General features: G+C 56.0%; 14 protein-coding genes. 12 read left to right on the top strand and 2 right to left on the bottom strand.

Annotated features, from left to right (window positions below):
* Window positions 1-23: 23 nt before the first annotated feature.
* The 4 genes from OKX01_RS08940 (at window position 24) to OKX01_RS08925 (ending at window position 3,401) form a co-directional block, all read left to right on the top strand.
* Complete coding sequence (locus tag OKX01_RS08940; protein WP_094196642.1) at window positions 24-1,013, top strand: Bug family tripartite tricarboxylate transporter substrate binding protein; 990 nt, start codon at window positions 24-26, stop codon at window positions 1,011-1,013.
* A 45-nt stretch (window positions 1,014-1,058) separates the two neighbouring features.
* Complete coding sequence (locus tag OKX01_RS08935) at window positions 1,059-2,006, top strand: succinylglutamate desuccinylase/aspartoacylase family protein (protein WP_264672812.1); 948 nt, start codon at window positions 1,059-1,061, stop codon at window positions 2,004-2,006.
* An 85-nt stretch (window positions 2,007-2,091) separates the two neighbouring features.
* Window positions 2,092-2,985 (top strand): NRDE family protein, encoded by an 894-nt coding sequence (locus tag OKX01_RS08930; RefSeq protein ID WP_108727458.1) that lies wholly within the window; start codon window positions 2,092-2,094, stop codon window positions 2,983-2,985.
* A complete protein-coding gene (locus OKX01_RS08925; protein ID WP_108727457.1) occupies window positions 2,982-3,401 on the top strand; it encodes a carboxypeptidase-like regulatory domain-containing protein in 420 nt (139 codons plus the stop codon). Before OKX01_RS08930 ends, OKX01_RS08925 begins: the two co-directional genes overlap by 4 nt.
* Here OKX01_RS08925 and OKX01_RS08920 read toward each other — a convergent pair.
* The gene (locus tag OKX01_RS08920; protein ID WP_094196638.1) at window positions 3,388-4,002 is read right to left on the bottom strand and encodes a tRNA-uridine aminocarboxypropyltransferase; all 615 of its coding nucleotides are present in this window, start codon (window positions 4,000-4,002) and stop codon (window positions 3,388-3,390) included. The two genes, OKX01_RS08925 and OKX01_RS08920, sit on opposite strands and share 14 nt — an antisense overlap.
* 114 nt (window positions 4,003-4,116) lie before the next feature.
* Between OKX01_RS08920 and imuA the strand changes: the two genes are divergently transcribed.
* The 5 genes from imuA to OKX01_RS08895 all read left to right on the top strand — a co-directional run bounded on the left by imuA (window position 4,117) and on the right by OKX01_RS08895 (window position 10,230).
* On the top strand, window positions 4,117-4,854 hold the full coding sequence (gene imuA, locus OKX01_RS08915) for a translesion DNA synthesis-associated protein ImuA (protein WP_264672811.1): 738 nt from the start codon (window positions 4,117-4,119) through the stop codon (window positions 4,852-4,854).
* Entirely contained in the window at window positions 4,811-6,094 is a 1,284-nt protein-coding gene (locus OKX01_RS08910) for a Y-family DNA polymerase (protein WP_264672810.1), read from the top strand. The genes imuA and OKX01_RS08910 overlap by 44 nt, the downstream gene beginning before the upstream one ends.
* A complete protein-coding gene (locus tag OKX01_RS08905; protein ID WP_264672809.1) occupies window positions 6,091-9,288 on the top strand; it encodes an error-prone DNA polymerase in 3,198 nt (1,065 codons plus the stop codon). Before OKX01_RS08910 ends, OKX01_RS08905 begins: the two co-directional genes overlap by 4 nt.
* A 64-nt stretch (window positions 9,289-9,352) precedes the next feature.
* Window positions 9,353-9,814: a GatB/YqeY domain-containing protein gene (locus tag OKX01_RS08900; protein WP_094196634.1), complete on the top strand. Its 462-nt coding sequence runs from the start codon at window positions 9,353-9,355 to the stop codon at window positions 9,812-9,814.
* Window positions 9,811-10,230 carry a PaaI family thioesterase gene (locus OKX01_RS08895; protein ID WP_264672808.1) on the top strand — a complete coding sequence of 140 codons (420 nt, stop codon included), beginning with the start codon at window positions 9,811-9,813 and terminating at the stop codon, window positions 10,228-10,230. Before OKX01_RS08900 ends, OKX01_RS08895 begins: the two co-directional genes overlap by 4 nt.
* A 180-nt stretch (window positions 10,231-10,410) precedes the next feature.
* On the opposite strand, the gene OKX01_RS08890 is transcribed toward OKX01_RS08895, so the two are convergent.
* On the bottom strand, window positions 10,411-11,511 hold the full coding sequence (locus OKX01_RS08890; RefSeq protein ID WP_125276871.1) for an alkene reductase: 1,101 nt from the start codon (window positions 11,509-11,511) through the stop codon (window positions 10,411-10,413).
* A 156-nt stretch (window positions 11,512-11,667) separates the two neighbouring features.
* On the opposite strand from OKX01_RS08890, the gene OKX01_RS08885 reads away from it, so the two are divergent.
* From OKX01_RS08885 to OKX01_RS08875, 3 genes are all read left to right on the top strand, one after another.
* Entirely contained in the window at window positions 11,668-12,321 is a 654-nt protein-coding gene (locus OKX01_RS08885) for a potassium channel family protein (protein ID WP_108727453.1), read from the top strand.
* A 3-nt stretch (window positions 12,322-12,324) separates the two neighbouring features.
* Window positions 12,325-13,692: a TrkH family potassium uptake protein gene (locus OKX01_RS08880; RefSeq protein WP_230018244.1), complete on the top strand. Its 1,368-nt coding sequence runs from the start codon at window positions 12,325-12,327 to the stop codon at window positions 13,690-13,692.
* A gap of 132 nt (window positions 13,693-13,824) precedes the next feature.
* Window positions 13,825-14,025: a hypothetical protein gene (locus OKX01_RS08875; protein WP_223254031.1), complete on the top strand. Its 201-nt coding sequence runs from the start codon at window positions 13,825-13,827 to the stop codon at window positions 14,023-14,025.
* Window positions 14,026-14,219: the final 194 nt, after the last annotated feature.

Genomic DNA, 14,219 nt, shown 5'->3' with positions numbered 1-14,219 from the left:
ATCCATCGAACGGGGAGCACATCATGTCTTTTTCCTTTTCCAAGCGCAGCTTGGTTCTTGGCATTCTGGGCGCCTGCAGCCTGCTGCAAGCCTCGGTCAGCCATGCCGACACTTATCCTGCGCGCCCCCTGACTCTGGTCGTGGGCTACCCCGCTGGCGGCAGTGTGGACTTGACCGCGCGCCTGCTGGCTGAAGAACTCAGCAGCCGCCTGGGTCAAAGTGTCGTCGTGGAAAATGCGGGCGGTGCCGGCGGCACCATTGGTGCCCAGCGCGTACAACGGGCCGCTGCCGACGGCTATACCTTGCTGCTCGGTTCCACCAACGAGATGATCATTGCGGGCATGATCAATAAAGCCGTACGTTACAACGGACAACAAGATTTCACGCCTATTGGCATGATTGCGTCCCAACCCTTGTTGCTGGCTGCCTCCACAAAATCCGGCATTCGTTCTGCCGCAGATTATGCCCAAAAGCTGCGCGCTGCCGAACCGGAAGCCTTCAGTTTTGGCTCCTCGGGCGTCGGTACGACCTTGCACCTGGCCGGTGAAATGGTGAACGCTTCGACCGGCACCACCGCCATGCACGTGCCCTATCGCGGCGTACCTCCTCTGGTATCGGATTTGATGAGCGGGCAATTGGATACGGCTTACCTTGTACTGTCATCAGGTTTGCAACAAGCTCGCGCCGGTGCCATTGTGCCTTTGGGCATTACCGAAACCAAAGCTTCTCCAGCCGCCCCGGAAATCCCGCCGCTGGCCGATACCCCCGGCTTTGAAAAGGTCGATATCAACGTCTGGTTTGGCTTGTATGGCCCCAAGGATTTGCCCGAGTCCGTCACCAGCACCTTGCGTCAAGCCCTGGACAGCAGTCTGCAATCGCCCACCTTGCAAGAGAAGATGCAGTCAAATGGAGCCACGCTCTACGCCCCCGGCATGAACGCGGCCGAGTTTCAGGCCAAAGAGGTCGACAAATACGCCCGTCTGGTCGAGTTGGCCAAACTGCAGGCCGAATAAAACACATGCGCCCTGGCTGACAGCCGGGGCGCTGGAGTCTTCACCATGCAATTTTCTCTTTCTTTGCCTGACATTCAAAAAGAGCGTCAGGGCAATACCGGTGTTCCTGGCCTGTGGTGTCTGGATTCGGGCAAGGCAGGCCGTACCGTCATGATCAGCGCCCTGATCCATGGCAACGAGCTGTGCGGCGCCTGGGCCTTGAAAGCCGTGCTAGCCAGCGGCATGCAGCCACGTCGCGGCAAACTGATTCTGGCCTTTTGCAATCTGGACGCCTTTGATCGCTTTGACCCTGCGCAGCACGACGCCAGCCGCTACGTGGACGAAGACATGAACCGCGTTTGGAGCGATCAAAAGCTGTCGCAAACACAGACACAAGAACAACGACGCGCACGGGCCATCTTGCCTTGGCTGGAACAAGCCGACTGGTTGCTGGATCTGCACTCCATGCATGAACCCAGTGCCCCCTTGTTATTGACCGGCACCTTGGCGCGCAATATCGAGCTGGCGCAAACCCTGAGCGCCCCCGAGCATGTCATTGTGGATACGGGCCACAAGGACGGCGTACGCATGCGCGATTACGGCCGTTTTTCTGACCCAAATGCCGATGAGACCCGCTCCTTATTATTGGAGTGCGGCTTTCATGGTGATCCAGATACACCTGCTATCGCATTGGACCTGATTGCCCGCTTTCTGATCGCCTCCGAGATTGTGCAAGAAGAGGATTTGCCTGCGGACTGGCGTCGAGCCTCGCCCGATCAGCAGCGCATTTTGCAAGTTACCCATGCCGTTGTCGCCCCTTCCATGAACGTCAGTTTCAGCCAAAACTGGCAAGGCCTGGAAACCTTGGCCAAAGCAGGCACCCAGTTTGGGCAAGCCGATGACCAGCCCTTGCTGACGCCTTACGATCATTGCACGCTGGTCATGCCGTCACTACGCCAGCTACGCCCCGGTGTCACCGTCGTGCGCCTGGCACAAGACTACGCACCCTCTTGACGGCCCTTTCAAATACCGAGAAGAAAAGCGAAACTTGGCGGTACTTTGGCTACCAAAGCCTGCATAGCCATCCTACAATCGGCACATGTGCATCGCTTATATCGCCGTCGGAGTGAATGCGGATTGGCCGCTGATTATTGCCACCAATCGCGACGAATATCATGCTCGCCCCAGCCAGCCGGCTCAGCCCTGGCAAAACGAGTCCCAGATTCTGGCGGGTCGAGACCTGCAAGCCGGAGGTACTTGGCTGGGCCTGACGCAAAGCCGTGGACGTCTGGCCCTGCTAACCAATTACCGCGAAGTGCCGGGCAGCAAAAACCGCAAGCACCGTTCGCGTGGCGAGCTGATTCCTCAGTTCCTGGTCGATGAGCGCAGTCCCGCCGAGTATCTGGAACAGTTAGCCCGGGAAGGGGCTGACTACGCAGGCTTCAATCTCTTTGTTCTGGAGTGGCCTGACACACAACAACCGTTACGTCTGGGCTATTACAGCAATCGCCACCCCAGCGGCCGTCCGCATCGGCTGGAACCGGGCGTGCATATTCTAAGCAATGCCTGGCTCAATACGCCTTGGCCCAAAAGCCTGTTCCTGAAAGAAACTCTGCAGGCGCAGCATTTTGATGGCTCGCCGCAAGCGGTAGAAGGTTTGTTCCAGGGCTTGCGCAATCAAGAAGTGGCCGCCGACAGTGACTTGCCCCAAACCGGTCTGAGCCTTGAGCACGAACGCTTGTTAAGCAGCCCGTTTATTGTCAGCCCCGATTACGGCACCCGCTGCACCACCGTCATTACTATTCATCAGCATGGGCACGGGATGCTACGTGAACGCAGTTTCAACTCGCTCGCTGAACCCATCCGTCAGCATGACTGGCCTTTTTTATGGCCCAGCTTTCATCCTGACAGCCAGCCTGCCCCCTCTCATAACAGCAACAGAGCCACTAATGGCCCGCTTAGTCTTCCCACTTCAAGCAAGGAAATCTCATGAGTCCTCGTCTTTCTTTGATCGGCATTGCCATGTCGCTGGCCTTATTGAGCAGTCCCATCGCGCATTCCCAGGAACTGCCGCCCAGCCAGTACTACGGATCAACCGAATACATTAGCGGCGGAATAGGCAGCGATGAAGCCCAGTTATTCCGCATGGTGCGCGGCACCTTCCCCTTATCCGTCAACTTCTCGGCGCATCAGGGCGAGCGCGTCGGCTATATTTCCGACGTACAACTGGTCATCCGCAACAGCGGCGACCAAACTGTGCTGAACAGTCTGATCGATGGCCCCTACTGCCTGATTCGCCTTGCGCCCGGCAATTACAAGGTGTTTGCCACGTACCAGGGTCAAACCCAGGAGCGCCAGGCCAGCATTGTGGACGGTCAGTCCCGTGAGCTGAACTTCATCTGGAAGTAGGATAGTTACGCTGATAGGTATCCAGGCCCATGGCCTGGATCTGCTCTTCGATCAACTGCTCGAAAGGCCGTAACAAAGGCCTGAAATCTCGCTCTGGCTCCATAATCTGCATCAACCGGACAATCGCTTCCAAGGTAGACACGGCCTGAGGGTCGGGCGCTTTACGCAGCCTGTAGCGTGACGCTTCCCCGTCAGGCAGCATCCAATACGGCAGGGTTTGCAAGACCGGATTACGATGCAAAATCAAGCGCGCCTTGCGCCAGGTGCCATCGGGCACCACGATCAAATCCGGTTTTTCTTCTGGGCCTGTTGAACCCGCTACCTTGGCTTGCGGCCCCGGAAACAGCAAGACAGGGCGATGCGCCTGTGCCAGACGCGCCCCCAGCTCTTCAAACTGCTCCCCCACCCATAACTCTGTCCCTTTCAATCCCAAATACGCCAGACGTGCGGTATTGAGCGCATGCCGCGCTTCGGACGGATGCTGCAAAATCAGAACCGGGCACGCCGCTTCTAGCGAGGGAATCAAGGGACACAAGCAGCGAGCCAATGGCCGCTGGCACTGTGCGCAACGGCCTGGGCGGGAGAGAAGGGAAGCGTTCATGCGAGAGAGTCAAACAGAAGGTCACAGTATATAAAAGTTCTGCCTTGAAACCGACTCCTGGTTTGCTGACAAACAAATTTACTGTATATTTATACAGCAATCAGGAGCACACCTATGGCAAGCGCACTTCGTTCCCTTTTAGACCTCCATCCCTCCCTGTGGACGGGCAAGCATTATGCGCATGCCGCAGATTCTTGCCTGTCCAGCGGCTTTGACGCTCTGGATGCTGAATTACCAGGAGGAGGCTGGCCTATCGGCAGCCTGATCGAGCTGCAAGCACCACAGGACAGCAGTGCCTTATCCTTATTACTGCCAGCCTTGAACACCCTGCCTGCAGAACGATTGCGTATTTTAGTTGCGCCGCCCTATCAGCCCATGCAACAACGATGGCGCGGCACCTCTGCCACGACGGGACAAAGCGCTACATCAGAAAACGCGTTAGCCGCCCGCTTGATCTGGATACGCAGCCAACACCTGAACGACACCTTGTGGGCCAGCGCCCAGGCCTTACGTCACGGCCATTGCGCTGCCGTATTAAGTTGGTTGCCTGCTCACGTGCCTTTCGCCTCCTTGCGCCAGTTGCAACTCTTAGCCAACCAAAGCGACAGCCTGTTTTTTTGTTTGCGTCCGGCACACAGTCAGGCCAACAGCCCAGCCCTTTTACGTCTGGATCTTCAGACCCGACAAGACCAACAAGGACAGCCTTGGTTGGATGTCCATATTCGCAAACGTCGGGGCCCACCTTGCAAGGACAGCATTGCCTTAGCGCCCCACCACATCTTGATACCGCCAACGGCCATTCCGTCTCATGTACCTATGCCTGCGACTGCCCCAGAGCCTGCTTACGCCTGAGGCCAATCCCGAGCAGCAGGACGGTATCCAAGCGGTTTTGCTGCGCTACAGCCCTCAACTGGCACAGGTTCAAACCCATTTATGGGTATTGAATATCCGTGCCAGCATCCGGCTGTTTGGTGGCTTACGCCGTCTGTATCAACAGGTTCAGGCTGATTTGTCCCCTCTTGTCCCCCAGCCCTGTCTGGCCCTGGCGCCGACTGCCCGCGCCGCCTGCTTGCTGGCTTTGTCCAACCACAAGCAGCGCCGTTGCGTCCGCCGTTTACCAGCCTGCTTGAACCCGCTTCCTATCCACTTGCTGGCCCCGCCCGCTGACCAGTTGCAGTGGCTGCATAGTCTGGGCTGCCATACCCTGGGCCAGTTACATCAACTGCCCCGTGATGGACTGTCCCAGCGTGGGTTGCGCGCCCTACTTTTGCAATTGGACCAAGCCTACGGCACACAAAGCTGGGCCTTGGAATGGGTGCATACGGCCCCGCAATTTACACGCAAACAGGAGATGGATGCCCCGTCCAATCACAAACCCACCATCTTGCGGGCGTTAAACCGCCTGTTGATCCAACTGGAGGCCTGGCTGAATCAATATCAACTGGCCTGCGGACGTCTGGAACTGGTACTGCATACGGAACGATACAAGGACTACCCCACCGCCACCCGCCTGGAATTACAGATGGCCCGCTCCTGCTGGCGCAGCCAGGACTTTCTGCCAGTATGGCAAGAACAGTTCCAGCCACTGCAATTGCAGGCGGCTGTGCAAAGCCTGGTGCTGCAGGCTCAACAACTGCATCCTCGCCAAACTCATGCCAGCGGCTTGTTTCCCGATGCACGCCATTGGCAAGAGCAAGACCAGCAACTTCTGGAGCGTTTACAAGCCAGGTTAGGGGCTGAACAGATTTTGATGCCTGCCGCCCAAGCCAGCTATTTGCCTGAACAAGCGAATCAATGGCTGTCCTTGTCCAGCAGTCAGCCCCCCAAGACCAGTCATCCAACTTTGCAACGTCCTTGCTGGATGCTGGACCCGGCTCAGCCTTTACAACACGATCAGCAATCCCCGCTTCTGGATAATCAGCGCCTACGCCTGGTTCAAGGCCCGGAACGGGTACAGACAGGCTGGTGGAGCGGCTCCGGACATCAGCAACGGGACTACTTTATCGCCTTGTGTCCGCAAGGACGCTTGTATTGGGTTTATCGGGACTTGAGCCAGGAACATGCCTGGTACCTGCACGGAGTCTTTGGATGAAATCCCATATAAACCTGCTGTACTCAGAGCTGGACTGCCTGTCCAATTACAGCTTTCTGAATGGTGCGTCCCACCCCGAAGAGCTGGTCAGCCGAGCCGCCGAGCTAGGTTACAAGGCGCTGGCCTTATGCGATTACGCCTCCATGGCCGGTGTGGTACGCGCCTATGCGCAGGCCAAGCTGCATCCGGAAATTCGCCTGCTGGTGGGAAGCCGATTCTGCTTTACAGGCGTGTGGGAACCGGCGAACCCACCAAACACCCATTCCACAAGCATGACTGGCGACGCTACTCAGGCCCATGAGCTGCTGATTTTGCCGCGCAACAAAGAGGGCTATGGCAATCTCTGCCAATTCATCTCACACGTGCACCAGTCTCTGGACTTAAAACAGCAAGCCTCGATTGACTGGTCTTTTTTGCAGCAAGCCCGTCAAGGCTCACAACAACACGTTTTGCCGGACTGTCTGGTCATTTACAAACCCGCTTATGGCTTGGATAGCGAGCACATCCACCTTCACACACAGCGGCTGTTGGAGCTGTTTGCAGGCCGCCTGTTTTTAGGCATCAGTCTGCATAGACGCGATCAGGACATGCAGCACTTACGTGCCGTCAGGCTGGCAGCGCAGGAGTCTGGCGTACCTTGTGCCGCTTTGGGAGGCGTTCATATGCATGTGCGCTCTCGCCAACCATTGCACGATACCTTGGCTGCCATACGCCTGAAAACGCCCGTGCAGGAATGCGGTTGGTCCTTGGCCGGTAATGCCGAGCATCATTTACGCAGTCGCTTCCAACTGGCCAATCTCTACCCCGCCGAACTGCGTGAGACCACCGATCACATCCAGGCGCTGTGTCAGTTCTGTTTAAGCGAAATCAAGTACGAGTACCCGGTCGAGATTGTGCCTCCTGGCCTCAGTGGCATTGAATATCTGCGACAGGAAACCGAGCGTGGTGTCCAAAGACGCTATCCCAAAGGGATCAGCGACCATTTGCGCATGCGTCTGGAGCAAGAGCTGAGCCTGATTGCAGACCTGGGCTACGAGTCCTACTTTCTGACCTTGCACGACATCGTCAGCTATGCGCGCAGCCAGGGAATCTTGTGCCAGGGCCGAGGCTCGGCCGCCAACTCGGCCGTATGCTATTGCCTGGGCATTACCGAAGTCGACCCTGCCAGCAGCCACACCTTATTTGCTCGCTTCATTAGCCGGGCGCGAGCGGAACCGCCCGATATTGATGTGGACTTCGAGCACCAGCGCCGCGAAGAAGTCATTCAGTACATTTACCGCAAATATGGCCGACAACGGGCCGCCTTAACCGCAGTCATCACCACCTATAGACGCCGTAGTGCCTTGCGCGATACCGGCAAGGCACTGAGCATTCCTCAACCCCTGGTCGAGGCCTTGATTCAATGTGACCGCGCCTGGCTTAACGACACCCGCATTCAAGATGAGGTCTTTGCGCGCTTTCCTCAATGCCCACCCGAACAAGCACATCAATGGCTGTCCTTGACCCGCCAGCTCATGGGCTTTCCGCGTCATCTGTCCCAGCATCCAGGCGGGTTTGTGATTTCACAAACGCCCTTGCACAGGCTGGTGCCGATTCAAAACGCAGCCATGCCGGGGCGCAGCGTTGTGCAATGGGACAAGGACGATCTGGATGTGCTGGGCCTGCTGAAAGTCGACATTCTGGCTTTGGGCATGTTGAGCGCCTTGCGCCGTTGCCTGGACAGTATCAGCCAACAAAAAGGCAAACCGTTCCACTTGCAGGACATTCCTTTGCAAAGCGCCAAAACCTTTCGCATGATACGACGGGCCGACACCATCGGCGTGTTCCAGATCGAGTCCCGCGCCCAGATGAGCATGTTGCCGCGTCTGCGGCCCACGTGTTTTTACGACTTGGTCGTGCAAGTGGCCATTGTGCGCCCCGGCCCCATTCAGGGTGGCATGGTGCATCCTTATCTGGAGCGTCGCCGCGACCACCGCAAAGTCGACTACCCCGCCCCCGAAATTCGCCATGTGCTGGCACGTACCTTAGGCGTACCTATTTTTCAGGAACAGGCTATGGAGCTGGCCATGGAGGCGGCAGGTTTCTCGGCAGATAAGGCCGATGCTTTGCGACGAGCCATGGCCGCCTGGCGTCGTCGTGGTGGCCTGGGGCCTTTTGAGCAGGAACTGCTCGATGGCATGGCCGCCAAAGGCTATGATCCCGAATTTTCCCAGCGCCTGTTCGACCAGATCAGCGGTTTTGGGGAATACGGCTTTCCGGAAAGCCACTCAGCCAGCTTCGCCAAACTGGCCTGGTTTAGCGCCTATCTGAAAGCACGTTACCCGGATCACTTTCTGGCTGCCTTGCTGAACTCCCAACCCATGGGCTTTTACGGCCCCAGCCAGTTAGTCCAGGACGCGCGTCGTCACGGCGTACAGGTCTTGCCCATTGATGTGCAATACAGCCTGTACGACAGCCATGTCTGCTCCAAGCCTGGCAGCCCACGCCAGGTACGTCTGGGCTTGCACATGGTCAAGGGTTTGAGCGAACAAGGGGCGCATGCCATCGTCAGTTACCGGCAAAGCCACCCGGAACGTCTGCTGAATCTGGCCTGCTTGCGTCAGGAGCTGGCTCTGTCAGCCCACGATCAACAAGCGTTGGCCCAGGCCCATGCCTTGCGCAGTGCCTATAGTCAACGCCGCCACAGCGTTTGGGATGCCCGACGTCCCAGCCAGGCAGGATTGCTGAGCCATGCTGAAACGCCGGATCACACCCCGGATCTACCGCGTGCCACTGCGGGACTGGAGGTATTAAGCGACTATCAAGCCGTGGGCTTGAGCCTGAACCACCACCCTTTGTCCCTGCTACGCACACAGTTGGCCCCCTTGCGATTCTCAACGGCAGAACAGCTTAATCAAACCTGCCCGGATCGGCGTCTGGCACGGGCTTGTGGGTTGGTCACCACTCGTCAACGCCCCGGCACCGCGAAAGGCACCGTGTTTGTGACGCTGGAAGATGAAACCGGCAGTGTCAATGTCATCGTGCGCGAAGAACTGGCCCAGGAGCAATCCCAGGCCTTGCTTCAATCTCGTCTGCTGGGGGTCTATGGTATCTGGCAGCGCGATGGCAGCGTTTGCCATTTGATTGCCCGCCGTTTGGTATCCATGAATCATCTGATTGGTCATCTGCTTGCACGTAGTCGAGATTTTCAATAATCGGATTTTTCCCCACCTCACCCTGCGTTAAACTATGGCTTTGCCCGTTCAACCAGGAACCACCATGAGTCAAACACTCAAAACCCGTTTAGCTGAAGATATCAAAACGGCGATGCGCGCTCGCGATAGCGGACGTCTGGAGACCTTGCGTTTTCTGCAAGCCGCGATCAAACAACGCGAAGTGGACGAACGTACCGAGCTGGGCGATACCGAAGTAACCAGCATCATTGAAAAGCAGGTGAAACAGCGCCGCGAATCCATTCAGGCTTTTGAGTCTGCGGGTCGTACCGAAAGCGCCGAGAAAGAAAAATCCGAATTGCTGATTCTGCAAGAATACCTGCCTCAGCAAGCCGACAGTGCTGAAGTTGATGCTGTCATTGCCGACGCCATTACCCAGGCCCAGTCCGAAGGCGCCCAAGGTCCCGCACTGATGGGCAAGGTCATGGGTTTGGTCAAAGCCAAGCTGGCAGGCCGTGCTGATATGTCCCAGGTTTCCGCTCAAGTGAAGCAAAAACTGAACCCATGAAGCATTGGCAGGCCGAACGGGCGCAGCCCAAACAGGATTTTTTCGGCACTCACATCCCCCTCATGCAGCACCTGGGCCTGCAAACGGTCAGCAGCACCGAGCAGGAGGTGATCACCTTCCTGCCCTGGCAAGCCTGTAATGCCAACTCCCGTGCTGATGTGCACGGGGGGACGTTGATGGCGATTCTGGACTTCACCCTTAGCGCCGCAGCACGGGCTCAACGCCCTGGCTCGGGCATGGCTACCATAGACATGAACTCGCAGTTTCTATTACCAGCGCGGGGCGATGTCTGGTTCAAGGCCCAATGCCTGTATCTGGAAGGCGATACCGCTTACTGCGAAGGGGGCGGGTACGATGAAAAGCAACGCGTGCTGGTTAAAGCAGCAGCCACATTTCGGGTAGTACGCGGCAGCTAAACGCCAAGGGCAATACGGCTTGGCATGAATGGGCCGCCACGAGCTTTCTTCACGTAAAGCACTCAGCCATTCAAAGACGGTAGCTGGTTCCCAAACGGCTATCGGATTGAAAAGAAGCGCACTAAAAAAGCCCGTTTGATACGGGCTTTTTTATTTCTGGCGATGTCCTCGCAGACAGGCTTAATGTGTCTGCAAATCCTCATCGACAGGCTGATCCCATTCAGGGCTGGATTTCAAAAACGGATAATCCGTATAACCTTTGGGCCCCTGGGTATAAAAAGAGCCCGGGTCCCAGCCATTCAAGGGAGCACGCAACTGCAAACGCAAGGGCAAGTCCGGGTTAGACAAAAAAGCCTTACCGAACGACACGGCATCTGCCATGCCTTTGGATAAAGTGGTCTGTGCAGTGGGCAAATCAAAATGTTCGTTGGCGATGATCGCGCCGCCAAACTGACATTTGATCATGGGCAATAAGCTGTCCGAAGCCGGGCTTTCACGCAGAAACAAGAAGGCAATATCACGTCGATCCAGCTCACACGCCACATAAGAGAACAAACGGGCTGGATCAGAATCCTTCATGCCGTGCAAACCACCGCGCGGGGATAAATGCACACCGACTCGACCGGCACCCCAAATGGCCACACAGGCATCCACAACTTCCAACAGAAAGCGCGCCCGGTTTTCAATAGAACCACCGTAAGCGTCCGTACGGGTGTTAGAGCCGTCGTGCAGGAACTGATCGATCAGATAGCCATTGGCACCATGTATCTCAACCCCATCGAAACCGGCACTGAGCGCGTTCTGTGCAGCAACGGAAAAATCATCCACGATGTCGGCGATTTCTTCGCTACGCAAAGCGCGAGGCACTACAAAAGGACGCTCAGGACTTAAGTGGCTGACCATACCCTCGCAGGCAATCGCGCTGGGCGCAACCGGTATTTGACCATTTAGAAACTCTGGATCAGAGACACGCCCCACATGCCATAATTGCAGAACAATTCGACCACCCTTGGCATGTACCGCCTCTGTAATCGTGCGCCATGCATCGACCTGAGCACGACTCCAGATGCCCGGCGTGTGGGCATAGCCCACGCCCTGCGGCGATACCGAGGTCGCTTCGGCTACAATCAGCCCCGCACTAGCTCGCTGACAATAGTACATACGCATCAAATCATTGGGCATACGGCCCTCCGAGGCGCGCGCGCGTGTCATGGGCGCCATGATGATGCGGTTCAGGAGTTCAATATCACCCAATTTTATTGGATCAAACAAACTAACCATTGTTTTACACTGTCCACTATTGATGTTTCCGCTGGGGCTTCAACGACACGCGCCCAAGGGAATACCCGATAAGGGTTTTTACCAGATATGCCTTTATACCATCAACGCTTAATTTGGCTTGAAATTGTTTCAAGCATCAAACGGATCAACTAAGCTATGGCACAGTTCGCCGTCATAGGATTAGGCCGCTTCGGTTCGGCCTGCGCCTTGGAACTCATGAAAACAGGACACTCCGTGCTGGGAGTGGACACAAACCCCAAATTGGTCAACAAATATGCGGACCAGTTAAGCCGTGCCGTCATTGCCGATGTCACTGACCGCCAGGCCCTGGAAGAGCTGGGGCTGGACAATTATGACGTAGTTCTGGTTGCAATTGGGGCCGATATTGAAGCCTGCCTGGTTTGTGTGGTTCATCTGAAAAGTTTTGGTGTTCCCACGATCTGGGCCAAAGCGACTTCTCATGCCCAGCATTTGATTTTGGCCAAAATCGGGGTTAACCGCATTATTCACCCCGAAGAAGAAATGGGCATACGGGTTGCCCAAATGCTCAGCTACCCGATGGTCAACGATTACATCACCCTGGGTAATGGCGATTACATTGTGGAAGTAACAGCCAGCGAGAATATGAATGGGCAGACCATCAAAGATGTGCTGCGCGAGCAAATGGACGATGTGCAGGTTTTGCTGGTCAAACGTCGTGGTCAAACCACGACCCAACCCGATGCTGATTTTGCCCTGCATGCCAAAGACCTGCTGATCTTGCTTGGACAGTTGCAAGCTCTTCGTACTGCCGCCCCCAAACTGGTTTGATGTATGCGCAACTGGCTACCCAATAGTCTGACTCGCCGTCTTGAGGTCAATCCTCAGACCCGCACTCTCAGCGCCAGCCCGCCGCTGGTACTGGCTCTGGGCTTTATGGCCCTGATTATCCTAGGCGCTATTTTGCTTAGCCTGCCACAAGCGGCCGAACACCGTCTGGGCGTTTTCCAGGCCTTGTTCATGGCGACCTCGGCGGTCACCGTCACGGGTTTGGCGGTCATTGATCCTGCCACAGACTTAACGCACTTTGGGCAGATTGTTTTGGCACTGCTGGTGCAAGTTGGCGGCATGGGCTTTGTGACCTTTGCCGTCATTGCCGCCATCACCATGCACAAGCGCATCAGTGTCAGCCAGCAAGCGCTGGCATTGGAAGCCTTTAATCAAACCAGTGTGTCTCGTATTCGCAGCACGGCTTTGCAAGTATTCAAAATTGCCGTCTTGATTGAATTGATCGCCGCTGCCATTTTGTTTCTGCGGTGGACCATTGATTTACCGTGGACCACGGCCTTGTACCGCGCCCTGTTCCATGCCGTCACTGCCTTCAATAACGCCGGTTTTTCCTTGTTCCATAACTCCCTGATCCCGATTTCGGGGGATGTTATTTCAGTCATGACCATGTCGGGCCTGATTATCCTGGGCGGGATTGGCTTTACCGTGCTGGCCGATGTTGGGCAAAAGAAACGCTGGCAAACCCTGCTGCCCTATACCAAAGTGATCTTGCTGGGCACACTGATTCTGAACCTGATTGGTTTTTTTAGCCTCTGGGCACTGGAGTTTAGTAACCCCAAAACCCTGGGCATGCTTGGGGTGGGTGATCAGGCACTGGCCGCCTGGATGCAAAATGCCGCCACACGCACCGCCGGCTTTACCACCATGGATATTGCCAGCCTGCGCGACAGCACCCAGTTGATGCTGATCGTGCTGATGCTCATTGGCGGTGGCTCGCTCAGCACCGCCAGTGGTATCAAAATCGGAACGCTGATTGTATTAATGGCCGCCGTACGCTCATATATCCGCCAACGTGAAGAAGTGGTCTTGATGGGCCGCAGCGTCGCGCCTGACACCGTCCAGAAAGCGCTGGCTCTGTTTCTGATTACCGGCGCTCTGTACTTCATCAGCGTCTTGCTACTGACCTTGTTTGAGGACATGCCCATTACCAGCCTTCTGTTTGAAGCAGCCTCGGCCTTAAGCACCACCGGCATGAGCCACGGCATCACTCACAAACTTTCCATGCCCAGCCAGATCCTGATCATGGTGCTGATGTTTGCGGGTCGACTCGGCCCTCTGACCCTGATTTACTCCTTGGCCACGCGCAAACGCAGCCGCATACGCTATCCGGAAGGCAACTTCCAAGTGGGCTAATTCAGTCGCTAAACCACAGATATACAAGAAGTTTTAATAAAAACGACTATTGTCATCGTTTTTTGGTATGGTTAACAGATGTAAACATCGAACAACTACTGATCAGGATGCAGGCTTATGGATCACAGGAAGATGGCTACCTTAACCAAGCGCGCTGGAACCGGTCTTAGCGCGCTTTGTCGAGAACTGACCAGTCGTGGTATCAGTTACCACCCCTTGGTAGAGATGTACCAAAGTCAAATGGCTGTCATCGGTTTACTCAGTGACGAAGTGGTCGCCCTGCGCAAAGAGCTGGACGATCTGAAAAAAGTGGTTAAGAAAAACGGCTCATGAGCCGTTTATTTTTTGCCTGCCCTTTAATCCAGCCTGTCATCCTTACCCACACTGATTGCCCCTCTTGTTCACACCCATGCTTGTTACTTCGCCCCGTTTTTGGCTGTGCGCCCTTCTAGCCCTGTGCTCTGCCACCGCCTACAGTCAAAACGACAGGGTTCTGTCTACCCAAACGCAGCCTGGCATCCTTCCCA

It is taken from the genome of Alcaligenes sp. SMD-FA (assembly GCF_025960365.1).
Lineage (GTDB): Bacteria > Pseudomonadota > Gammaproteobacteria > Burkholderiales > Burkholderiaceae_B > Alcaligenes > Alcaligenes aquatilis.
Note: the sequence above shows the minus strand (reverse complement) of the source record. Positions and strands in the feature narration are given on the sequence as shown.